Genomic DNA, 22,106 nt, shown 5'->3' with positions numbered 1-22,106 from the left:
GCGATCGCTGAGTAGAGTGCCGCCCATGGCGCTCGCTCCCCGCTTGCGCTGCAGTTTGGAGCGAGTGGTATGCGGCACAACTTAAACCTCGACGACCCCGGCCGACGCCTGCGCGGGCTGGCCTTGGCCGGCTTGCTGGGCGCAGCCTTGATCGGTTGCGGAGGAGGAGGCGGGGGCGGCGACACGGCTAGCGCGACGCCGTCTACCCCAAGCACGCCCAGCACCCCCGCGCCGCCGGTGATCGCCAAGCCCAGCAGCCGCGACGAGGCCATGCGTTTCCTGATGCAAGCCAGCTTCGGCCCCACCGAGGCGAGCATTGCTGCCGTCATGGACAAGGGTTATGAGCCCTGGCTGGATGAGCAGCTGGCCAAGCCGGCCAGCGCGCACCGCCTCAACTGGGACGCCGCCGACGCCGCCATCAAGGCGGCCGCACCCGCCAACTCGGCCGGCACCCGCGAGGTGCTGGACTCCTTTTACAAAGTCGCCATCACCGGCGAGGACCAACTGCGCCAGCGGGTGGCCTATGCGCTCTCGCAGATCATGGTGATCTCGATGGCCCAAGACAATGTGGCCAATCAGCCGCGCAGCGTGGCTTCGTACATGGATGTGCTGTCGGCCCATGCTTTTGGCAACTACCGCGACTTGCTGGAGCAGGTGGCCCGGCATCCGGCCATGGGCTTGTATCTCTCGCACCTGAAGAACCAAAAGGAAGACGCCAAGACCGGCCGCGTTCCTGATGAAAACTTCGCCCGCGAGGTGATGCAGCTTTTCTCCATCGGCCTGATCGAGCTGAACGCCGATGGCAGCCCCAAGCTGGAGGGCGGTGTGACCAAGCCGACTTATACCGGCGAAGACATCGCCGGCATGGCCAAGGTCTTCACCGGCTTCAGCTGGGATGGTGCCGACACCGCCGATGGCCGTTTCTGGGGTTGGTGCCCGGACTACTGCGCGGCCGACCGGCTGATCAAACCCATGCAGGGCTACAGCCAGTTCCACTCGATCAGCGAGAAGCGCTTCCTCGGCAAGGTGCTGCCCGCGCAAGACAAGGCCGACCCGGCCGCCAGCCTGAAACTGGGCCTGGACACTCTGGCCACGCATGCCAATGTGGGGCCCTTTATCGGCCGCCAGATGATTCAGCGCCTGGTCACTAGCAACCCCAGCCCGGCTTATGTGGCGCGGGTCAGCAAGGCCTTTGGCGCTGGTGATATGAAGGCCATGGTGAAGGCGATTCTGCTGGACGCCGAGGCGCGCGATGCAGCGCTGGCGGGCCAGCCCAGCTACGGCAAGCTGCAAGAGCCGGTGCTGCGCTTGACCGGCGCGCTGCGCGCCCTCGGCGCCAGCAGCGACAGCGGCGCCTGGCTGATCGGCAGCACCGATGACCCGAGCAGCCAACTGGGTCAATCACCGATGCGTTCGCCCTCGGTGTTCAATTTTTACCGGCCCGGCTTTGTGTTGCCGGGTAGCGAGACCGGCGCGGCCAAGCTGACCATGCCCGAGCTGCAGCTGGTGCATGAGACCTCGGTGGCCGGCTATGCCAATTACATCAAAAACGGCGTGGCCAGCGGCTTTGGCCAGCGCGGCCTGGACTACAAGGCGACCCGCAACGATGTGCAGTTTGACCTGACGGCGCTGCTGGCGCTGGCGCCCAAGCCGGCCGACTTGGTCGAACAGGTCTGCAAGCAATTGCTGGGCGCGCGCGCCAATGCGGCGCTGAAGGGCGAGATGGTGGCAGCGGTGGAATCGGTCAAGCTGGATGCGCTGAAGGCCGATGCCAGCAATCAGAAAACCGTCGATGACCAGACGCGCAATCGCGCCAAGCTGGCCGTCTATCTGGCGCTGGTGTCGCCGGAATACCTGGTTCAAAAGTGAGGGCTGCGCCATGAGCACAAAGAACGTTTTCAATTCCCCGGCTTCGCGGCGTGCTTTCTTGCGACAGGCCGCGGGCTTTGCCGGCCTGGGCGCGGCCGCGCCTATGGCCCTGAATCTGGCCGCGCTCGGCAGTGCTAACGCGCAAACCACCGGGGACTACAAGGCCCTGGTCTGCGTCTTTTTGTTTGGTGGCAATGACGCCTTCAATATGGTGCTGCCCACCGATGCTGCCTCTTGGTCGGCCTACAGCCAGGTGCGCAATCAGGCGCCCGAGTCGATCGCCTTGCTGGCGCCGGGCACGGCTCCGCAGATGGGGGCCGGAGCAGGCTCGCCCGAGCGCCTGGGCGGCGTGCTGCCCATCAGCCCGATCAGCAACCAGGGCCGCACTTTCGGCCTGCACCCGTGCATGACCGGAGTGCGCGATCTCTTCGCCGCCGGCCGCTTGGCCGTACTGCCCAATATCGGCCCGCTGGTGCGCCCCAGCACCAAGGCCGACCTGAAGATCGCCAGCTTCGCCCGGCCGGCCGGTCTGTATTCGCACAACGACCAGCAGTCCACCTGGCAGTCCTTGACGCCGGAAGGCGCCACCGTCGGTTGGGGCGGTCGCTTTGCCGACCTGCTGATGGCGGGCAATACCCAGCCCATCTTCAGCGCCATTTCGGCCGGCGGCAATGCGGTGTTTTTGAGCGGCCAGCAGGCCTTGCAGTACCAGATCAGCACGCGCGGCGCGATCCGCATTGGCGGAACGGACACCAGCTTGTTCGGCTCCACCACCGCCTTCGACCGCATGCGCAATGTGATGCGCGGCGGCCGCAATAGCGATGTGATCGGCCGTGACCATGCGGCCGTGGTGAGCCGCTCTTTGACCGCCGAAGCCTTGATCGCCAGCGCGATGCCGGCCGTCAACGTCGCGCCTTACGGCACGCCGGGCCTGGCCAATGGCGCGGCCGATCCGCTCTTGCAGTACGACAACCCGCTGACCGGCGGCAAATCAAACAACAACCTGGCGCAGCAGCTGCAAGTGGTGGCGCGCACCATGGGCGCGCGCAGCGCGCTGGGCGCCGGGCGGCAAGTCTTCTTTGTCAGCATGGGCGGCTTTGACACCCATGACGGGCAGAACCGCGCCCAGGCCGACCTGATGGCCAAGCTTTCGCATGCCTTGGCTTACTTTGACAACACCTTGAGCGCCATGGGCTTGCGCAACAACGTCACCACCTTCACCGCCAGTGACTTTGGCCGCACCTTCACCAGCAATGGCGATGGCACCGACCACGGTTGGGGTAGCCATCACTTCGTCATGGGTGGCGCCGTCAAGGGCCGCGAGTTCTATGGCAACTTCCCGGTCGTCGGGGTGAAGAACAGCAAGAACAATGACTTCGACAGCAGCCCGAATCAGCTCGGCAACGGCAGCCTGCTGCCCGAGACTTCGGTGGAGCAACTCGGCGCCACGCTGGGTCGCTGGATGGGCGTCAGCGAGGGTCAGCTGGCCGACATCTTCCCGAATCTGAAGAACTTTGATGCCAGCAAGCGGGACCTGGGCTTTATGGCCTAAGCGTCATCCAAGACGCGCAGGATCTCCGCGCCATAGGCTTCCAGCTTCTTGGCCCCCACGCCGCTGATCTGGCCCAGTTCATCGAGGGACTGCGGCTGTTGGCGGGCCATTTCGGCCAGCGTCACGTTCTGGAAGATCACATAGGCCGGCAGGCCATGCTCCTTGGCGACCTCAGCGCGCCAGGCCTTGAGTTGCTCGAAGCGGGCCTGAGCGGCCTCGTCCAGATCCACCGGCGCCGTACTGCGGCCCGAGCCGCCGGGCTTGCTGCCGCCACGCGAGAGCTTGCCCTTCTTGGGCGCCACGCTGGGCACGCGCAGCAGCAGTTGCACTTCGCCCTTCAGCACCGAGCGGGCGCTGTCCGCCAAGGCCAGGGTTTGGTACTCGCCCTCAGTGAAGACATGGCCGAGCGCGATCAGCTGCCGCAGCACCGCGCGCCATTGCGTCTCCGGCAGGTCAGCACCGATGGCCCAGGTGCTGAGCGTTTGGTGACCGTATTGCGTGACCTTGTCAGTGACCTTGCCGCGCAGCACATCGATCAAATGGCCGGCGCCAAAACGCTGGCCGCCGTTTTGATGAAAGCGGTAGATGCAGCTGAGTAGCTTGCGCGCGGCATCGGTGCCGTCCCAGGTCGCCGGGGGCACCAGGCAGTTGTCACAGTTCCCACATGCGGTGCTCATTTCGCCGAAGTAACTGAGCAGCCGCACGCGCCGGCAGTCGGTCGCTTCGGCCAGAGCCAAGAGCGCATCGAGCTTGCCGCGCTGGCCTTTCTTGAACTCTTCGCCGGCCGGGCTTTCGTCGATCATGCGGCGTTGGTTCACCACATCGGCCAGGCCGTAAGTCATCCAGGCGTCGGCCGCTGCACCGTCGCGGCCGGCACGGCCGGTTTCTTGGTAGTAGCTCTCGATGTTTTTGGGCAGGTCCAAGTGGGCGACGAAGCGCACATCGGGTTTGTCGATGCCCATGCCGAAGGCAATGGTGGCCACCATCACGATGCTGTCTTCGCGCAAGAAGCGGTCTTGGTGGCGCTGGCGCACGGCGGCGTCCAGGCCGGCGTGATAGGGCAGGGCTTTGATGCCCTCGGCCTCCAGCCAGGCGGCGGTTTCTTCAACCTTTTTGCGGCTCTGGCAATAGACGACGCCGGCGTCGTCGGCATGCTCGTCTTGAATGAAGCGCAAGAGCTGCTCGCGCGGCTTGTCTTTTTCGACAATGGCGTAGCGGATGTTGGGCCGGTCAAAGCTGCTGATGAAAATGCGCGCTTCTTCCAGGCGCAGGCGCTCGATGATGTCGGCGCGGGTCAGCTCATCGGCGGTGGCGGTGAGCGCGATGCGCGGCACCTCGGGGTAGCGCTCGTGCAGCAGCGACAGGGCCAGGTATTCGCTGCGGAAATCATGCCCCCATTGGCTGACGCAATGCGCTTCGTCGATGGCGAATAGGCTCAACAAGCCGCGTTCATACAGCGAGTCCAACTGGGCCAGAAAGCGCGGGTTGGTGATGCGCTCGGGCGCGGCGTAAAGCATCACCAGGCGGCCGCCCATCATCTCGCGCTCCACATGGCTGGCCTGATCGCTGCTCAGCGTGGAGTTCAAAAAGGCGGCATGCACGCCGGCTTCTTCCAGCGCGCCGACCTGGTCGTGCATCAGCGCGATCAAGGGGCTGACCACCACGGTCACGCCCTGGCCGGTGCGGTGGCGGGCAATCGCGGGGATCTGGTAGCAGAGGCTCTTGCCGCCGCCGGTGGGCATCAGCACCAGAGCGTCGCCAGCGGCCACCACATGGTCAACGATGTCGGCTTGGGCACCGCGGAACGCGGGGTAGCCGAACACCTCTTGCAGGATCTGGATGGGGACGGCGGGATGAGAGCTCATGCGGATGGGAAAGGGCGCGCAATCGTACCCGGTCTGCGTCAGGCGTTCTTTCTGCTCGCCCTTGCTTTCGCATCAGGGCCTCTGAGGCTGGCTGGGTCATGCGCCTTTCGGACCAGGGATTCGATGTCAATTGCTCCCTTGCAAGTCATATCGCGCGGCGAGGCCAGCTTGTTCATGTTCTATTAATTTCGATGTCACGTCTCCGACTTTGGGGCTGGGCAAATTGCGAATTGCGGTCGTCAAGCGGCCACAAATTCTCAGGCACATCCCCTCAAACACTCAGGAGTCAGGCATGAAGGGCATCAAACATCCCCGCAATGACGAGACGATCAACCCGTCCGGCAACGCATCCATTTACGACATCATTGACGGCATCGACGCGAGCCGCCGCACCTTCATCAAGGGTTCGGTCGGCTCCACCGCTCTGGCGGCCGCCGGTGGTCTGACCCTGTCGGGTCTGGTCGGTACCGTGCAAGCAGCACCGGTGCCTGCAGGCCTGGGCTTCCCAGGCATCGGTTTTGAAAGCGTGCCGGCCAGCGTGTCCATCGCCACGGCGCCCGCAGCTTCCGCCGTGGCCGACAAGATCACCGTGCCGACCGGCTACACCGCCGAGCTCTTCGTGGCTTGGGGCGACGCGATCATGCCCGGTGGCGTGCCTTTCGCTTCCGACGCCAGCAACACCGCCGCTGAGCAGGCCAAGCAGTTTGGCGCCCACAACGACGGCATGGCCTTCTTCCCTTTCACCGGCGCTGACGGCAAGCCGACCTCGGACCGCGGCATTCTGGCCATCAACAACGAGTACACGCACGAAGAAATCCTGACGCCTTCTGGCGTGGCCGGCGCTTCGATCGCTTCGGTGCGCAAGTCGCAGGCCGCCCATGGCGTGTCCATCCTCGAAGCCCGCCGCCGCAATGGCAAATGGGCCGTGGTCAAGACTTCGCCCTATGGCCGCCGCCTGACCGCCAACACCAAGACCCGCATCTCCGGCCCGGCCGCCGGCCATGCCTTGATGAAGGCCAATGAATACACCATCACCGAGAACGGCAGCTTCCCCACCGGCAAGCAAACTGATGGGTTCACCGCTTACGGCACCATCAATAACTGCGCCAATGGTGTGACGCCTTGGGGCACTTACCTGACCTGCGAAGAAAACTTCAACGGCAACTTTGGTTCGACTGCTGCTCTGCCTTCTGCAACTTCGGGCGAAGCCGGCAAGCTCTTCAACCGCTATGGCTTTACGGCTGCCGGTTTCGACTACAAGTGGCATACCCAAGACCCGCGCTTCGACTTGGCCGTCAACCCGAACGAGTCGAATCTGTTCGGTTGGGTGGTGGAAGTGGACCCCTACGATCCGAAGAGCGTGCCGGTCAAGCGCACCGCCCTGGGCCGCATCAAGCACGAGAGCGCCCAATACGTGGTCGACGCCGCAGGCCATCTGGCCGTCTATATGGGCGACGATGAGCGCAACGAGTACATCTACAAATTCGTCAGCGCCGGCAAGTACAGCTCCACCAATCGCGCCGCCAATCGCGACTTGCTGGATGCCGGTACCTTGTACGTTGCCAAGTTCGCGGCTGACCTGAGCGGCCAGTGGATTGCTTTGTTGCCCGGCACCATCGGTGTCGATGGCCTGGCTTTGCGTGACAACCCGAATTTCGCCGGCGCTGATGACGCCGAAGTTCTGGCCAAGATCCTGATCAAGACCCGCATGGCCGCCGACGCTGTGGGCGCCACCATGATGGACCGCCCCGAGTGGACCGGTGCTCGCCCACGCATCGGCGGTTTCAACAAGATCGAGATCTACTGCACGCTGACCAATAACAACCGCCGCGGTACCAACGCGCCCTCGTCCAACAAGGCGGATGGTTCCACCGCCGCGGGTTCGGCCCGCCCGCCGGTCGACGCAGCCAACCCGCGCGAAGACAATATCTACGGCCACATCATCCGTTGGCAAGAAGATGCCGACACCGTCAAGGCCACCAGCTTCACTTGGAACTTGTTCCTGCAAGCCGGTGACACCAAGACCACCAAGGCACCCAAGCCCACCAATAACTACAAGGGCAATATCGTGGCCGACCCCTTCGGCAGCGCCGACTTCGGTGCACCGGACGGCCTGTGGTTCGACCACTTTGGCCGCCTCTGGGTGCAGACCGACCAGATCGGTGATGCGTCCGGTGACTGGAAGAACCTCGGCGCCAACTGCATGGTCTGTGCCGACCCCAACACCGGCATGGCGCGCCGCTTCCTGACCTCGCCGAATGGTTGCGAAGTCACCGGCATCGCCATGAGCCCGGACGGTAAGACGATGTGGGTGGGTGTGCAGCACCCGGGCGAAGGCTCGCCTGCCTCCAACCCCGAGAAGATCTCCAAGTGGCCCGCCAATCAGTGGGGCGTGGAGTCCGATGGCGTCACTTCCTTGCCTTTTGGTCGCCCGCGCTCAAGCGTGGTCGTGATCACCAAAGACGACGGCGGCATCATCGGCAGCTAAATCACCGCGAGGCCGCGGGGTCAGGACTTGAGGCAAGACCTGACCCTCGTATCGACACGGCCAAGATCAACGAAATCTGGAGTAAGACCATGTTCAAACAAAAGACCCTGGCCCTGGTGGCCGCAACTTTGGTGGGCCTGATGGCTCAAGGCGCTGCCCAGGCAGCTTCGGTGGATTCGGACGCTGGCTTCGCCGCCGCCAAGCGTGTCACCTTCAACAGCCTGGAAGGCCTGTTCTTGCCGGATCCGGTCGAAGTCGGTCTGGTGGAGACCGGCAGCTCGGTGTTGCTGACCTCCGGCTTCAGCACGGAGCTGGGCGCCAACAACCGTGACCTGGGTGAAAACGGCCTGTGGGGCGCTCGCGGCAACCCCATCGATGGTCTGGTGGACACGCCCACCGGCAGCGGCAACTTCGTGGCGACCGCCAGCGAAGGCCTGCGTTTTGACTTCAACCAGGGCGTTGACGGCATTGGCGCCTATTTGAACCAGTACCGTGCTGAAGGCGCTGCCAACAGCATCACCTTGAGCGCCTATGGCCAAAACGGCGCTTTGCTGGAGAGCTTCAACTACAGCATCAGCACCCCGTTCGACAGCTATAACGAAGGCCAGTTTCTGGGCTTCAAGCGCGATGCGGCTGACATCTACGCTTTCAGCGTGACTGGCGGCAATGTGTCTTTGGACAATCTGAGCTTCACGACTGCTGTGCCTGAGCCAGAGAGCTATGCGCTGATGGCCCTGGGTCTGGGCTTGCTGGCCGCCGTGGCCAAGCGTCGCCGCGCCTGATCGTTGGCGGGCCCTTGCGGCCCGCTGGCTGGTTCAAGAACAGCTTGCAGAAGCCCGTGCGACGCTGTCGCGCGGGCTTTTTCTAGGCGCAAACCGAGCGTGCAATGGAACTGACCGGGGTCAGTAAATCGCCAAGCTCACGGCTGAGCGATAGGCGCGCCGCGAGCGGGGATGGCCTTGTCGCCACGGGCATTGATCTTGGCGATGCCGCTTTGATTGCGGCTGACTTCCGGATGCCCCCAGTAGTCAATTTGGCCAAAGCCTGAGACGCTCAACTTCAAAATCTCGGTGGCCCAGACCTCGGCGCCGCCGATGCCGCTGATGCTGATGCTGGCTTTGGCGGTCTGCAGGTTTTCGGCTTGCAAGCGGCCCTTGCCCGAGATGCGCAGGTTCATTTCATTGGCCTGGCCGCTGAAGCGACCTTCACCGGCGCCCGAGATGCCAAAGGACAGGCGATCGCACACCAAATCGTCAAAGCGGGCCGCGCCAGCGCCCGAGATGCTGATCTGCAAGTGCTCGGTGCGCATCGTGCCCGGTGCGTACAGATCACCCGCCCCCGACAGACTCAGTTGCGAGAGCTTGCGCAGGGTCACGTCGACCATGGGCTTTTGGCTGCGCCACATCTTCCAACCGTCCACTGAGCGAATTTGCAGTCGGTCGCCGCTGAAATCGAGCTCGATGGCTTTTTGCGCTTCGGCATCGCCGAGCACAAAGACCTGGTCGCGATCGCCTTGAAACAGCCGCACATTGGCCGAGCCCGCCAACTCCACCCGCTCAAAGGGGCGTGAGCTGTAGGTGCGGCCTTCGCCCGTTGCTGGCGCTGTGGGCGTTGCAGGCGCCGTCGGCGTCTGCGACCAGCCCGGGCTTGCCAGCCCGGCGGACACCAGGCCCAGGGCGACAGCACGCAAACTCGCTAGCAGACTCATATCGATTGCTCCCTCAACATCTTCGAAACTTCACGATTGGCGGTGAAGCGGCTGCCGTCTTGCATCTGCACAATCAGCTGCGAGTTTTCGTCCGGCGTCATCGAGACCACATAGTCCAGGTTGACGATGCAGCTGCGCTGCAGCTTCAGAAAGCGCTGCGAATCCAGGCGCTGCTCAAAGGCGGCGATCGGTAGGCGCACCAAGAACTGCTTGCCGGCGCTGGCAACGGCGGTGTACTTGATGTCAGAGCGCAGGTACTCGATCGCGTCCACCTGCAGCGGGAAGATCTTGCCCTGGTCGCGCACCAAGATGCGAGTCAGCGGCGTGGTGTCGCTCATGGCCGAGGCCGCTTCCAGCGAGGAGCCCAGGCCGGGGCTGGACGGCAGTGAGCGCAAAGCATGTTCCACCGCCTCATTGAAACGCTCTTGCGAGAAGGGCTTGAGCAGATAGTCGGCTGCATGCAACTCAAACGCGGTCAGTGCATGTTCGTCGTAAGCGGTGGTGAAAATGACGCGCGGCTGGGCCTGGCCTTCCAGCTCATTGGCATCGGCCAGCGCGCGCAAGACTTGCAAGCCGGTCAGGCCTGGCATCTGAATGTCCATGAAGACCAAGGCCGGCTGCAGGCGGCGGATTTCGGCCAGGGCGCTGATGCCGTCGGCGCAGCAGGCCACCAGCTCCAGCTGCGGCTGCTGCTTGACCCATTCGGCCAGGGCTTCGCTGGCCAAGGGTTCGTCTTCGGCGATCAGGGTGCTGATGCGGGTGTTGCTGTGGTTCATAGCGTTTGCGGAATTCTCAAATCGACGCGAAAGCCGGCGCCGGGGGCGGTATGAATGTGCAGGCGTGCGCGGCCTTCGTAGTCCAGCTTGAAGCGGCGCCGCAGCGCGCCCAGGCCAATGCCGCCGAGCTTGGCTTCGGTTGGCGGCCCTTCCAGGCTGAGCGGGTCGCAGCCGCCGCCGTCATCGTGCACGCTCAGGTTCAAGTCTTGGGACAAGGCATCGCGGCGGGCGCTGATGCTGATGGTGCCGCCCTGCAGGCGCGGGGCGATGCCGTGAACAATGCTGTTCTCCACCAAGGGCTGCAGGGTCAGCGGCGGCAGTTCGTCGTCGAGGGTGTCCTCGGCGATGTCCCAGCTCAGCTGCAGGCGCGCGCCCAAGCGCAGTGACTCCAGGGCCAGATAGTCGCGCACAAAGTCGAGTTCTTCTCGCAAGCTCACCCGGTCGGCGCTGCTGCGCTTGCTGGCCAGCACATAGCGCAGCATGTCTGAAAAGCGCATCAAGGCCTGCTCGGCGGCTTTGGCGTCCTTGCGGGTCAGGGCGATCAGCGAGTTCAGGGTATTGAACAAAAAATGCGGATTCAGCTTGCCGCTGATGGCCGCCAGCTCGGCCCGTGCCAGCGCGCTCTCGGCCTGGGCAGCGGCGATGGCGCTGGCGCGCGCTTGGCGGGCGTTCAGCACGGCAGCAAAGCCCGTCGCCAGGGGCACATAGACGAACAAGCCGGTCAGCAAGCGCCAAGCGGCCGCCTGCTCCAGCGTGGCCCGTGCATGTGCGGTGCCGAACAGCAGGCCGGCCAGCGCCACATCAGCGCCCAGCCAGCAGGCGCTGAACAGCAGGCCCGCCAGGCCGTGCACGGCCAATTGGCCTTTGATGCCGAGCTCTTGGCGATGCAGCCAGCCCATCCAGGGCCAGACCAGGGTGCCCAGCAACATCGGCGCCCACAGCGTCAGCGTGGCCTCGTACACCGCCGACCACAGCAGCCAGGGGCCGCGCTGGTAATCGGTGCCGGCCAGGACGTAGAGCGACCAGGTCAGCAGGCAGATGCCGGCATAGGCGAGCCAAAAACGCCGTTGCGGCGGGCTGGGCTTGTCCTGGGCATTGCTGACAATTCTCTGATCCATGGCGGCATCTTAGGCAAGGCCGCGCCTCGAATGCCCAAGCAGGCGCCTAAGTGCGGGAAGCGGGGTTTGATCTGCGGGCTTGGGGTGTGGAGGGGTTTGGGCGGCATCGGGCAAGCCCTTGGACCGTGAGTGAGAGCGCTGGCGGCATAATCCTGGGTCGGAATCTTCAGACAGTCAGCGGAAAGCCCCATCATGGCCTCGGTCAATAAAGTCATTCTCATCGGCAATTTGGGGCGCGACCCCGAGCTGCGCTACAACCCCAGCGGCGTGGCGTTTTGCACCCTCAGCCTGGCCACCACCCGCAGCTGGAAGAACCGCGAGTCCGGCGAGAAGCAGGAAGAGACCGAATGGCACCGCGTGGTCTTCAATGACAAGCTGGCTGAAATCGTCGGCCAATACTGCAAGAAGGGCCGCCCGCTCTATGTCGAAGGACGCCTGCGCACCCGCAAGTGGACCGACAAAGAAGGCAAAGAGGTCTACACGACTGAAATCATCGCCACCGAAATGCAGCTGCTCGGCGGCCGCGACAGCGGTGACGAAGGCGGCGGCGGTGGCGGCTACGGCGGTGGCCGTGGTGAAGCCCGTGGCGGCGGCGGTGGTGGCTATGGTGGCGGCGACGACGAGTACAGCGCTCCGGCCCGTGCTCCGGCAGCTCGCCCACCCGCAGCGCGCCCACCGGCAGCTCGCCCGGCGCCAGCGCCGAAGTCGGCGACCGGCTTTGACGATATGGATGACGACATCCCCTTTTAACCGGATCTATTCAGATCCCGCAACATCAGGCCCGTAGCCCCAAGGCGACGGGCCTTTTTCTTGCCTGCTGCGCAACTCAAGGGTGCGCCAGCAGCTGCTCCTTCAAGGCCCGCACCAAGGCGGCCGAGGTGGCGCGGGCGCTGGGGGCGGCAAAGCCAAAGGCCAGCAATTCGGGGGTGGCGGCAAGGGCCGGCGCGCGGCAGGAGGCATGAATCTCCGGCACGTTGCTGGCGCTGAGCAAGGCTTGCACGTTCTCGGCCTGGATGCCGCTGCCGGCCAGGATTTGGATGCGGCCATGGCTTTGTGCGACCAGGGCGGCGAGTTGCGCGGTGCCGGCCGGCGCGGTCAGCGCTCCGCCCGAACTGAGAATACGGTGAAAGCCCAGCGAGATGGCTTCCTCCAAGGCCGCTTGCGGCTCACGCACCAAGTCAAAAGCGCGGTGCAGGGTCAGTTGCAGCCCAGGCGCGGCTTGAATCAAGCGCCGCAGCAGGGGCAGATCCAAGCGGCCCTCAGGGTTCATCGCGCCGATGGCCAGGCCGGCCAGACCTTGTTCGGCGGCTTGCTCAATATCTCGGCGCATGACCCGCTCTTCGGCCGCGCCGTAGACAAAGCCTCCAGCGCGCGGGCGAATCAGCGCATGCACCGGGATGGGCAGCTTGGCGGCCTCCCGCATCAGCCCGGCCGAGGGCGTGAGGCCGCCCAGGTCCAGGCTGCTACAGAGCTCGATGCGGTCGGCGCCGCCTTCGACGGCGGCCTCCATGCCCGCGACATCGTCCACACAAACTTCGAGCAACACATCAAGCAATCGCATGGTTTGGCTCATTGGAAGAAGGCTTCGGCCGCATAGGCCGCGCCGATCAATCCGGCTTGGTCATTCAGCTGGCTGGGCACGAGCAGGGCTTGATCGCCTTTGCGCAGAATTTGCTTGCGCACCGCCACATCCAAGACCGTGATCAGCTCAGCACAGCGGCTCAGGCCGCCGCAGACGGGCACCACGCTGGCCCCAGTGACATTGACGACCAAGGCCAGCGGCCCCGACACCAGCTCGATATAGGCCTGCACCGTCGCTACAGCCGTGGGCTCGGCGTCCAACCAGGCTTCTAGGATTTGCCGGCTGTTCAATTTCGTTTGATGCAAAAAGCTGTGCAGCCGCTCCAAGCCGCGCGCGCCGCCCACGGTATCGACGCAGCCGCTCAAGCCGCATCCACATGCGAATCGGGGCAAGGTCACACTGCGGCCGTCGCCGGTTCGCAAGAGCGCCTCGTTCACGACGGGGCCATGGCCCCATTCCCCGGTGAGGCCGCCGGCGCCGCGCACCAGGCGCTCGTTGACCACCAATCCACCTCCGACCCCGGTGCCCAGGATGGCGCAAAACACCACGTCGTGGCCCCGCCCGACGCCGACCCTGGCCTCGGCCAAGGCGGCGCAATCGGCGTCATTGGTGACGATCACTGGCAGGCCCAATAGAGCCTGCAGTTCCTGGGCCAGAGGCCGCGAGGCCAGGCAGGGGATGTTGGCGGCGGTGACTTGTCCGGTTTCAGGCGCCACCAGGCCGGCGATTGAGATGGACAAAGCGGATGCGGACTTCATGAATGGGCGCACGGTCTCGCACAAGGCCGTGCTGAACAGCGACCAATCCTGGGTGGGCGTGGGCAGGGTGGCAATCAGTTCGCAAGTCGGCTCTGACCCTTGCCCCTGACGCAGTCGTCCCAGCCTGATATGCGAGCCTCCAATATCAGCCAGCAGCACATCGCCTGGGGTATTGGGCATGGAGTTGAGCTGGGTTTTGGCTTTGCTTGCGGCAAGGGAAATTGGGGACATGGGAAAGGCCTCGTGAGGTTTGCTGCAACTCGCGGTCTGAGAACTCATTTAGTGTTTTGCTAAACAAACTCGAGTCGATTTTGTTCCGCCTAACAAGCGCTGAATACAGCAGCTGAAATGCTCGCTAGGCCCGCGTGGCGCGCAGTCTAGGGCTTGCTCTTGCGCGGAGTCTAGGGTTTGAGCATGGCGCCTGCCAAGTGTCGCAAGCCCGCCGCATTCTGGTTTACTAAACAAAACTAAACTGCGGCCAAAAAATGAAAGTTTGTTGAAGGTCTTAATCATCCTTTGTATAAATTTACCTGGGTGAAATGCAATGCCCAGCGGTTTTAAACGCTGTTTTGTTTGTTTAGTAAATACCTAGGGTAATCCCCGAATCGCGGACCACGCGCCTTGGGGCGACAAACAAAACCGAGCTGCCGGATCCGGGCGGTTTGAGTTGCTGAGATTTGCATGGCGCTTCAAGTTGGATGGTCCGGAGGACTCGATACATCGAGTCCTGTGGCATCCCTGCTACTACCGAACAAAGCCCCTTCTTGGGTGCGAACAGGAGACAGAAGATGATGACAAGAACCTCTCTCGCTTCACGACAGCAACGTTGGTCCACAACCCCCATCGCCGCAGCGGTGGGTGCCACGCTCTTGGCGCTGAGTGCCGCCCATGCGCAAACAGCGCCGGCTGAGAACAAGGCAGACAGCAAGGCCGAGGCCAAGACGGATGCCAGCCAACTTGAAACCGTGGTTGTGACCGGCTACCGCTCCTCCATTGAGAAGAGTTTGGCCCAGAAGCGCGATGCCAACTCGGTTATCGAGGTGATCACGGCTGAAGACATTGGGAAGTTCCCTGACAAAAACGTTGCCGATGCACTTCAACGTGTGCCGGGTGTGGTGATCTCCCGCGAAAGCAGTGGTGGACGGCCTGGTAGCGAAGGCAAGAGTGTCAGTGTTCGGGGTTTGTCACCCGAACTCACCTTGACCCAGTTGAACGGCAACTTCATCGCTTCGGGCGAGGCTAACAGTGACCCTTCTCGCTCATTCAACTATGCGCTGCTTCCCGCCAGCATGCTTGGCAAAGCTGAGTTGTACAAGTCTTCGGAAGCGCGTCTGGATGAGGGTGGCGTTGGCGGCACTGTGATCTTGCACACTCGCCGACCACTGGATATGCCCTCGGGTAGCGCCTTTGGCAACGTCGAGGGCACTTGGTCCGATACCACGCAACGATTTGATCCACAACTGTCCGGCATGTATTCATGGCGCAGTGAAGACAAACGTTTCGGGCTCCTTGGAGGCGTGACCTATCAGAAGCGTCAGGATCGCAGCCTGGGGGTCTCCACGGAGAACTTTGCTTGGTGGAGCGACAAGAACTCCAATGGCGGTCTGGTGAATAAGCCGGTGGATGTCAATGGTCACGCACTGCCCTCAGGTTCAGGAGCCTGGTGGGGAGGTTGCTGCACCAACGGAATGACGACGCAAACCGGGCAGCACTACTCGGGCTTCTGGATGCCGACAGCCGTAGGGTTTCGCGATTACGACCAGCAAAAGGAGCGCACAGGTGCGCAGCTGACCGCGCAGCTCAAGGCAACGGACAACTTGACGCTGACAGCCAACTACTTCAATTTCGGTCTGAAGGATGATTACTTCCTTCACCAAGCGAAGATCGCTGAGTGGGATATGCATGTTTGGGATTGGGACAGCCCGGCTTCCGCGAAGACCGGTCGGCACCTCAAGGGTTTTACCTTTGATCCCAGTGGAACCATCGTGACAGGCCAGCAACTGCAAAGGAACAAGCCCATCTGCTCCAATGCAGATGCAGCGGCGGCCGGAGTCAACCCGCCCACAGGCTGGGGTGAGACCGATTGCGTCATGCAGACGCCCTCGTTTTACGCTGACATTCACCATCAAACCGTCAAGTCGCAGACTTTCGACTTCGCTGGTGAGTGGCGCAGCGATTTCATCGATGCCGACTTCAAGATTGGACGTACACAGGCCAAGGCTGATTCGCCGCTGGCGTTCAATATCCAAATCAATCCGCGAAGCTTCCGTAATGGGGTGCCGGGCGTCGGCAACACCGATAGCACTTGGGATTTGACGGGCCGGCCGTCAGCAACCTTCTCGCCGCAACTGCAGCAGAACCTCATGAATGGCATCTCTGAGGTTGATCTAGGAGGTACCAACTCCTCATTTACAGCGAATGAGACTTGGCAAAACTACGCGCAGGTTGATTTCACCAAGAAGCTCACCATTGACTGGTTGGACAACTTGCAGTTTGGCCTGAAATATCGTGATGGCGGTGTGCATCGTCACACTGGAAACAACTTCTGGGCCTGTCCGAATTTCGTCGATTACGACAGCAGCAAGTTCCAATCATGCGATAGCGGAGTCGGCCAAGCGGCTTACTTCCAGTCTCAGCCAACCACCAATATCCCAGGCGGCTTCTCGGCAAATACATTTCCGGAGATCAATGAGCAGGCCTATCTCGACTACTTGAACAAGACCTACGGCAGCATGCGAACGCGCATCGAGCCGAACTATGTGTACAACGTTGGCGAGAAAATTTGGGCTGGCTATTTCCAGGCTAATTTTTCGACAGACCGTTTACGAGGCAACGTCGGTCTGAGGCTGGTGCAAACAAAGCAGCATGCGGATTCGACCGATAAGGTCCACGACAAGCGGCACTTCCTTTACCGCGATCCGTCCGGCAGCCTCGTCCCGTGCTCTGATCCGAACAATTCACCAGTTCCAGGTAAAGGCTGCCAAGGCGGCTATGTGAAGGATGACCTGAACGTCGAAACCTATGCGGTCACGTCGGTGGACCGAAGCTACACCGACGTCTTGCCCAGCCTCAATGTGGCTTATGACCTTTCCAATAATCTGGTTTTGCGCGGCGCCGCGTCTAAGGTAATCGCTCGGCCTTCGTACGGCGATATTGCTTCCCCCGGCGATCTGACTTATTGCTCCACACAATATGCCCAGGAATCTCAGTTGGCGGGTGGGGGCTGCATTCCGGGTTGGTCAGGTTCAGGTAGCAACAAGAACCTGGAACCGTTCAGAGCCACCCAGTTCGATCTTGGCCTGGAGTGGTACTTCCATCGCGGGTCTGTCTTGGGCGGCGCGCTTTTCCGCAAGAACGTGGCGAACTTCGCTGTGCCGGTGGTGGTTGACCAACCGCAGGTGATCAATGGACAAGGTGCGATCGTTCAGGGTTTTCAAACCACTGCCGCAGGCCGCAACGCTGTGTCGCAGGGCATTGAACTGTACGCACAACACACTTTCAGCTCGGGCCTCGGTTTCCAAGCAAACTACACCTACAACAAGACCAACAAGGCTGCCATCGACCTCAACGGTCAGCAGTTGGGTGAGTCGCCGTTGACCGGTAGTGCCAAGACTCAGGCCAATTTGACGGTGTTCTACGAAACCAAAGATCTGTTGCTGCGCGCCTCTTACAACCACCGAGGAGAAGTGGTCAACGGTCTGTCCAGTGGAATGACCGTTTACTCAGATCCTTATGCGCAGGTCGATTTGAACGCTGCCTATAACTTCACAGACCATCTATCGTTGACAGCGTCGGTACTGAACTTGACCAAGGCTGAGAGCCGGCAGCACTTGGGCAATGACACCACGGCCCGCCTCGTCGGCAACTATTACAGCGGCCGTGTTCTGTATACGGGCCTGTCGTACAAGTTCTGATCGACAAATCTCCCCAAGCGCTCGACTTGGGGAGCATGGATGGGCAGCGGCTGGTCGTGAGACTTGGCTCTGCCCACTTGTCTTATCTGTTTGTAAGCTCAGGAACTGTGCGCCCACAGTATGAAGACGTTCACCGATTTTTGCGCGGGCCAGGGGAGATGAAGCAATGAATGACAACAGGATCAAGAAGATCGTCATCGTCGGAGGCGGCAGCGCAGGCTGGATGACTGCTGCAGCGCTTGTAACCTACCTTGGGCGAGATGCTTCCATCCGCCTGATTGAGTCAGAGGAGATCGGCATCGTGGGCGTCGGTGAAGCCAGCGTTCCTCTGATGAAAGTGTTCAACACGGAGACCATAGGCATTAGGGAAATCGACTTCGTCAAGGAAACGCAGGGTACTTTCAAGCTTGGTATCCAGTTCAAAAATTGGGGTGGCATCGGCGATTCCTACATTCATGGCTTTGGCAAGATCGGCGAAGGCATCGGGCCGCTACCTTTTCACCAACTTTGGTTGAAGCTGTTTTTGGCGGGGAGAGCGCCAGACATTGGTGCCTATGCCCTGCCGACGGTGGCCGCGCCCTTGGACAAATTCATGGTCAGTCCGGCCAACGCGCCGGCCGGGTCGCCACTCTCTAACATTGCCTATGCCTACCATTTCGACGCCGGCCTGTATGCGCGCTATTTGCGCAAAGTGTCGGAAAGTCGGGGCGTGGTTCGGAACGAGGGCAAGATTGTCGACGTAACGCAGAACGCGGAAAGCGGCCACATTGAGGCGGTGGTGCTGGAGAGCGGTGAGCGCATCGAGGGCGAGCTGTTCATCGACTGCTCCGGCTTTGTTGGCCTCTTGATTGAGCAGACCCTGAAGACCGGCTATGAAGACTGGTCTCAATGGTTGCCTTGTGATCGGGCAATCGCCGTGCCCAGCGAAAGTAGCGTTCCACTAACGCCCTATACCCGCTCAACCGCTCATGCTGCCGGCTGGCAATGGCGGATTCCCTTGCAGCATCGCGTTGGCAACGGACATGTCTACGCAAGTCAGTACATCAGTGACGATGAAGCGACGGCGACCTTACTCGCCAATCTGGATGGAAAGCCCCTTGCTGACCCCCGATTGCTACGCTTCACCACCGGGCGCCGTAAGAAGTTTTGGAACAAGAATGTCGTCGCGTTGGGGCTGGCCAGTGGCTTCATGGAGCCGCTTGAATCCACAAGCATTTACTTGGTTCAGTCGGGAATCACGAGACTGCTTGGTCTGTTCCCGGATCGCAACTTCGACCCATTGCTTGCCAGCCGCTTCAACCGGGACACCGCGTCCGAGTACGAGCGAGTGCGTGATTTCTTGATCTTGCACTACCACGCGACCGAGCGTGACGACTCACCGTTTTGGAACTACTGCCGCACGATGTCGATTCCGGAGTCATTGCGCGAGGCGATCGATCTGTTTCGAAGTGACGGGCGGTACCTCCGCTTCGCAGATGATTTCTTTGCATTGCCAAGCTGGGTGCAGGTCATGCTCGGCCAGCGTGTCGTGCCGCGCGGTTACCACCCCATCGTGGACTCGATGCCTGAAGGCGAGTTGACCAAGTACGTCGAAAACGTACGCACTGTCGTCGCGAACTGTGTTGCCGCGATGCCGTTGCATCAGGATTTCATCAACCAGAACTGCAAGGCTCAAGCGTGGTCGAGCTAGTTCCCGCCTTGTGCCGGACATCAGCACCTCAGCTTGGTGCAGATGCAGGCACTCTCCGAATTCCTGAGTGCCGTTCGCGGGGCACTTCCATTCTTCAGCGCGAATAGGTCTTCAATGAAGCTGAAAATTTCCACGTGCAGAGCGATCACCCAAATGCTTTTGGCCCTGACTGGCATCGCGTTTGCACCAATCGCTGTTGCGTATGACTCGACTGAGATTCGAATCAACACCAGCTGGCAGTTTCGACAGGCTTCAAGCAGCGGTCAACTCAAGGGGCAGATTGCAGTTTCTGACTGGCTGCCGGCCAGCGTGCCCGGCACGGTGCACACCGATCTGCTGGCCGCGCGCGTGATCCCCGACCCCTATGTCGGCGCGCCCGAGGCCGCGCTGCAATGGATAGGCCTGGCCGACTGGGAGTACCGCACGCGTTTCGATGCGCCGCGCAGTGCTATGGAAGCGGGCGCGCGCAGCGATCTGGTCTTTGAAGGGCTGGACACCTTTGCCGAGGTCAGCCTGAATGGCGAGCCTCTGCTCGCGGCCGACAACGCTTTCCGCCGCTGGCGGGTGCCGGTGCAGGGGCGGCTGCGGGCCAAGGGCAATGAGCTGCGCATCGTCTTCCGTTCGCCGATCAACAAGCTGCTGCCGCAGGTGCAGGCCATGCCGCTGAAGCTGGCGGGCAATTACCCCTCGCCTTATGGCGACGAGCCGCCGGACGCGATGACCGGCAACTTTGTGCGCAAGCCCGGCTACCACTATGGCTGGGATTGGGGCCCGCGCTACGTCACGGCCGGCATCAGCCAGCCGGTTGTTTTGCAGAGCTGGCAAACCCTGCGCATCGCCGAGCTGCAGCTGCGTCAAGACCATGTGGAGGCCGCTCGCGCCGAGCTGCTCGCCATCGCCTCGGTGGATGCGCTGCGCGGCGGCAGCTTTGCGCTGCGTCTGTGGCAAACCGCGCCCGATGGCCGCCGCAGCCTGGCGGCCGAGCGTCAGTTGGACTTGCACTCTGGCGAGAACCGCATCGAACTGCCGGTGCAAATTGATAGGCCGCAGCTCTGGTTCCCTAACGGCTATGGTGCGCAGGCTTTGTACCGTTATGACTTGGAAGTTCTAGAGGGTGCACGCACTGTGGCGCGCAAGCAATTGCGGACTGGCTTGCGCCGCATCGAGCTGGTGCGCGAGCCGGATGACAAGGGCAAGAGCTTTTACTTCCGCGTCAACAGCATTCCGATCTTTGCCAAGGGTGCGAACACCATTCCTTTCGATATGTTCCAGCCGCGCGTCAGCCCGGCGCAGCTGCGGCGCGTGCTGCAGTCGGCCCGCGATGCGCACATGAATATGCTGCGCAGCTGGGGCGGCGGCTACTACGAGAGCGAGGCCTTTTTTGACTTGGCCGATGAACTCGGCCTGCTGGTCTGGCAAGACTTTATGTTTGGCGGCGGCATGCAGCCGGCCTACGACCCGGCCTTCCGCGCCAATGTGAGCATGGAGGCGCGCGAGCAAGTGCGGCGCCTGCGCCATCACCCCAGCCTCGCGCTCTGGTGCGGCAATAACGAGGAAGAGATCGCCTGGAAATATTGGGGCCCCGGCAAGGCCATGACGGCCGCCGACCCTGCCTTTGCCGACCAGGTCTGGCAGGGCTATGTGCAGCTCTTTGGACGCGACTTGCGCCAGGTGGTGGCCGAAGAGGGCGGCGGCACCGCCTACTGGGCCAGCTCGCCCAGCGATGACTTGGCCGAGGTGGCCAACACCCCCGCCAGCGGCGATATGCATTACTGGGAGGTCTGGGGCAACCCGGCGCATCCGGTCACCCAGTTCCTGGCGATCACGCCGCGCTTTATGTCGGAGTACGGCCTGCAGGCCTGGCCGGTGCAGCGCACGGTGGACGCTTTTGCCACGCGCGCCGAGCAAGGCATGAGCACGCCCGTCATCGAGGCGCATCAAAAGTTCCTCGCCGGCAAGGGCAATGAGCGCTTGCTGAAATACGTCCATGACGAGTTCGGCGCGCCGCGCGACTTTGCCCATTTCATCGATCTGAGCCAGGCCATGCAGGCCGAAGGCATCGAGCTCGCCGCTCTGCATCACCGGGCCAGCCGGCCCTTCACCATGGGCTCTTTGTACTGGCAGCTCAATGATGTGTGGCCCGGCGCCTCGTGGTCCAGCATCGACCATTTCGGCCGCTGGAAGGCGCTGCATTTTCATGCCCGGCGTTTCTTCGCACCGGTCGCGGTGGCTGCGCTGCGCGATGCCGCAGGCAAGACCACGCTCAGCCTGCTCAATGACCGAACGCAGCCGCGCCGCGCCGAGCTGCGCCTGCGTGTGATGACGCTGGACGGGCGCGTGCTGCGCGAGGAGCAGCGTTCAGTGGATATGCCGCCGCTGTCCGCCACCCAAGCCGCTGTTTACGCCGATGAGCAATTGCTGGGCTCGGCCGATGCAGGCTCCACCGTGGCGGTGTTTGATTTGCAGGCTGAGGGTGAACCGGCCTCCCGCAGCGTGGTCTATTTCAAGCGCGCCAAAGACATGGCCTGGCCCGAGGCGGGCTTGCAAGCGCAGCTCCGCCGCGATAAAGCGGGCTTGGTGGTGGAGTTGCAAGCGGCGGCGCTGGCCCGGGCGGTTTGGGTGGACTTTGGCTCGCTCGATGTGGAAGTCTCCGACAACGCCCTGACCCTCTTGCCCGGCGAGCGGCGGCTGTTGCGGCTGAAATCTAAAGCCAGCCACGCGGCCCTGCGACGCGCCTTGCAAGTGCGCGCTTTTGCGCCCTTGCGACCCTGATGAGATCGGCGACC

General features: G+C 62.3%; 14 protein-coding genes. 8 read left to right on the top strand and 6 right to left on the bottom strand.

What is annotated here, in order from left to right; all coding sequences use genetic code 11:
* Positions 1-69 precede the first annotated feature (69 nt).
* Complete coding sequence (locus LNV06_RS17085) at positions 70-1,869, top strand: DUF1800 domain-containing protein (RefSeq protein ID WP_263539501.1); 1,800 nt, start codon at positions 70-72, stop codon at positions 1,867-1,869.
* A 10-nt stretch (positions 1,870-1,879) separates the two neighbouring features.
* Entirely contained in the window at positions 1,880-3,421 is a 1,542-nt protein-coding gene (locus tag LNV06_RS17080) for a DUF1501 domain-containing protein (RefSeq protein ID WP_263539500.1), read from the top strand.
* Here LNV06_RS17080 and recQ read toward each other — a convergent pair.
* Complete coding sequence (recQ, locus tag LNV06_RS17075) at positions 3,418-5,286, bottom strand: DNA helicase RecQ (RefSeq protein ID WP_263539499.1); 1,869 nt, start codon at positions 5,284-5,286, stop codon at positions 3,418-3,420. The genes LNV06_RS17080 and recQ overlap by 4 nt on opposite strands.
* Positions 5,287-5,578: 292 nt before the next feature.
* Here recQ and LNV06_RS17070 point away from each other — a divergent pair, with 292 nt between their 5' ends.
* Together LNV06_RS17070 and LNV06_RS17065 are read left to right on the top strand one after the other, a co-directional pair.
* On the top strand, positions 5,579-7,774 hold the full coding sequence (locus LNV06_RS17070) for a PhoX family protein (RefSeq protein WP_263539498.1): 2,196 nt from the start codon (positions 5,579-5,581) through the stop codon (positions 7,772-7,774).
* 89 nt (positions 7,775-7,863) lie between these two features.
* Positions 7,864-8,556: a PEP-CTERM sorting domain-containing protein gene (locus tag LNV06_RS17065; RefSeq protein ID WP_263539497.1), complete on the top strand. Its 693-nt coding sequence runs from the start codon at positions 7,864-7,866 to the stop codon at positions 8,554-8,556.
* A gap of 137 nt (positions 8,557-8,693) precedes the next feature.
* Here the strand turns inward: LNV06_RS17065 and LNV06_RS17060 are convergent, their stop codons facing one another.
* Genes LNV06_RS17060 through LNV06_RS17050 form a run of 3 tightly spaced genes read right to left on the bottom strand, consistent with a single transcriptional unit; the run spans position 8,694 to position 11,376 of the window.
* Positions 8,694-9,482 carry a head GIN domain-containing protein gene (locus LNV06_RS17060; protein WP_263539496.1) on the bottom strand — a complete coding sequence of 263 codons (789 nt, stop codon included), beginning with the start codon at positions 9,480-9,482 and terminating at the stop codon, positions 8,694-8,696.
* Positions 9,479-10,258: a LytR/AlgR family response regulator transcription factor gene (locus LNV06_RS17055; RefSeq protein WP_263539495.1), complete on the bottom strand. Its 780-nt coding sequence runs from the start codon at positions 10,256-10,258 to the stop codon at positions 9,479-9,481. The genes LNV06_RS17060 and LNV06_RS17055 overlap by 4 nt, the downstream gene beginning before the upstream one ends.
* Entirely contained in the window at positions 10,255-11,376 is a 1,122-nt protein-coding gene (locus tag LNV06_RS17050) for a sensor histidine kinase (RefSeq protein ID WP_263539494.1), read from the bottom strand. Before LNV06_RS17050 ends, LNV06_RS17055 begins: the two co-directional genes overlap by 4 nt.
* Before the next feature lie 192 nt (positions 11,377-11,568).
* Here LNV06_RS17050 and LNV06_RS17045 point away from each other — a divergent pair, with 192 nt between their 5' ends.
* Complete coding sequence (locus tag LNV06_RS17045; RefSeq protein ID WP_263539493.1) at positions 11,569-12,126, top strand: single-stranded DNA-binding protein; 558 nt, start codon at positions 11,569-11,571, stop codon at positions 12,124-12,126.
* A gap of 76 nt (positions 12,127-12,202) precedes the next feature.
* Here LNV06_RS17045 and LNV06_RS17040 read toward each other — a convergent pair whose 3' ends face one another.
* Both LNV06_RS17040 and LNV06_RS17035 read right to left on the bottom strand, forming a co-directional pair.
* Positions 12,203-12,937: a copper homeostasis protein CutC gene (locus tag LNV06_RS17040; RefSeq protein WP_263539492.1), complete on the bottom strand. Its 735-nt coding sequence runs from the start codon at positions 12,935-12,937 to the stop codon at positions 12,203-12,205.
* A gap of 8 nt (positions 12,938-12,945) precedes the next feature.
* Positions 12,946-13,947, bottom strand: coding sequence for an ROK family protein (locus tag LNV06_RS17035; protein WP_263539491.1), 1,002 nt, complete (start codon positions 13,945-13,947; stop codon positions 12,946-12,948).
* Positions 13,948-14,504: 557 nt separating this feature from the next.
* On the opposite strand from LNV06_RS17035, the gene LNV06_RS17030 reads away from it, so the two are divergent.
* The 3 genes from LNV06_RS17030 to LNV06_RS17020 all read left to right on the top strand — a co-directional run bounded on the left by LNV06_RS17030 (position 14,505) and on the right by LNV06_RS17020 (position 22,092).
* On the top strand, positions 14,505-17,630 hold the full coding sequence (locus LNV06_RS17030; protein WP_263539490.1) for a TonB-dependent receptor: 3,126 nt from the start codon (positions 14,505-14,507) through the stop codon (positions 17,628-17,630).
* A 166-nt stretch (positions 17,631-17,796) separates the two neighbouring features.
* Positions 17,797-19,320, top strand: coding sequence for a tryptophan halogenase family protein (locus LNV06_RS17025; RefSeq protein WP_263539489.1), 1,524 nt, complete (start codon positions 17,797-17,799; stop codon positions 19,318-19,320).
* A gap of 114 nt (positions 19,321-19,434) precedes the next feature.
* Positions 19,435-22,092, top strand: a complete 2,658-nt coding sequence (locus LNV06_RS17020) for a beta-mannosidase (RefSeq protein WP_263539488.1) — start codon at positions 19,435-19,437, stop codon at positions 22,090-22,092.
* Positions 22,093-22,106: the final 14 nt, after the last annotated feature.

This window comes from Paucibacter sp. Y2R2-4 (assembly GCF_025717535.1).
Lineage (GTDB): Bacteria > Pseudomonadota > Gammaproteobacteria > Burkholderiales > Burkholderiaceae_C > Paucibacter_A.
Note: the sequence above shows the minus strand (reverse complement) of the source record. Positions and strands in the feature narration are given on the sequence as shown.

What these genes read in the sequence shown, in the direction of transcription:
- LNV06_RS17085 (WP_263539501.1), top strand. Translation starts at nt 70, where the DNA reads ATGCGGCACAACTTAAACCTCGACGACCCCGGCCGACGCCTGCGCGGG.
- LNV06_RS17080 (WP_263539500.1), top strand. Translation starts at nt 1,880, where the DNA reads ATGAGCACAAAGAACGTTTTCAATTCCCCGGCTTCGCGGCGTGCTTTC.
- recQ (WP_263539499.1), bottom strand. Translation starts at nt 5,286, where the DNA reads ATGAGCTCTCATCCCGCCGTCCCCATCCAGATCCTGCAAGAGGTGTTC.
- LNV06_RS17070 (WP_263539498.1), top strand. Translation starts at nt 5,579, where the DNA reads ATGAAGGGCATCAAACATCCCCGCAATGACGAGACGATCAACCCGTCC.
- LNV06_RS17065 (WP_263539497.1), top strand. Translation starts at nt 7,864, where the DNA reads ATGTTCAAACAAAAGACCCTGGCCCTGGTGGCCGCAACTTTGGTGGGC.
- LNV06_RS17060 (WP_263539496.1), bottom strand. Translation starts at nt 9,482, where the DNA reads ATGAGTCTGCTAGCGAGTTTGCGTGCTGTCGCCCTGGGCCTGGTGTCC.
- LNV06_RS17055 (WP_263539495.1), bottom strand. Translation starts at nt 10,258, where the DNA reads ATGAACCACAGCAACACCCGCATCAGCACCCTGATCGCCGAAGACGAA.
- LNV06_RS17050 (WP_263539494.1), bottom strand. Translation starts at nt 11,376, where the DNA reads ATGGATCAGAGAATTGTCAGCAATGCCCAGGACAAGCCCAGCCCGCCG.
- LNV06_RS17045 (WP_263539493.1), top strand. Translation starts at nt 11,569, where the DNA reads ATGGCCTCGGTCAATAAAGTCATTCTCATCGGCAATTTGGGGCGCGAC.
- LNV06_RS17040 (WP_263539492.1), bottom strand. Translation starts at nt 12,937, where the DNA reads ATGCGATTGCTTGATGTGTTGCTCGAAGTTTGTGTGGACGATGTCGCG.
- LNV06_RS17035 (WP_263539491.1), bottom strand. Translation starts at nt 13,947, where the DNA reads ATGTCCCCAATTTCCCTTGCCGCAAGCAAAGCCAAAACCCAGCTCAAC.
- LNV06_RS17030 (WP_263539490.1), top strand. Translation starts at nt 14,505, where the DNA reads ATGATGACAAGAACCTCTCTCGCTTCACGACAGCAACGTTGGTCCACA.
- LNV06_RS17025 (WP_263539489.1), top strand. Translation starts at nt 17,797, where the DNA reads ATGAATGACAACAGGATCAAGAAGATCGTCATCGTCGGAGGCGGCAGC.
- LNV06_RS17020 (WP_263539488.1), top strand. Translation starts at nt 19,435, where the DNA reads ATGAAGCTGAAAATTTCCACGTGCAGAGCGATCACCCAAATGCTTTTG.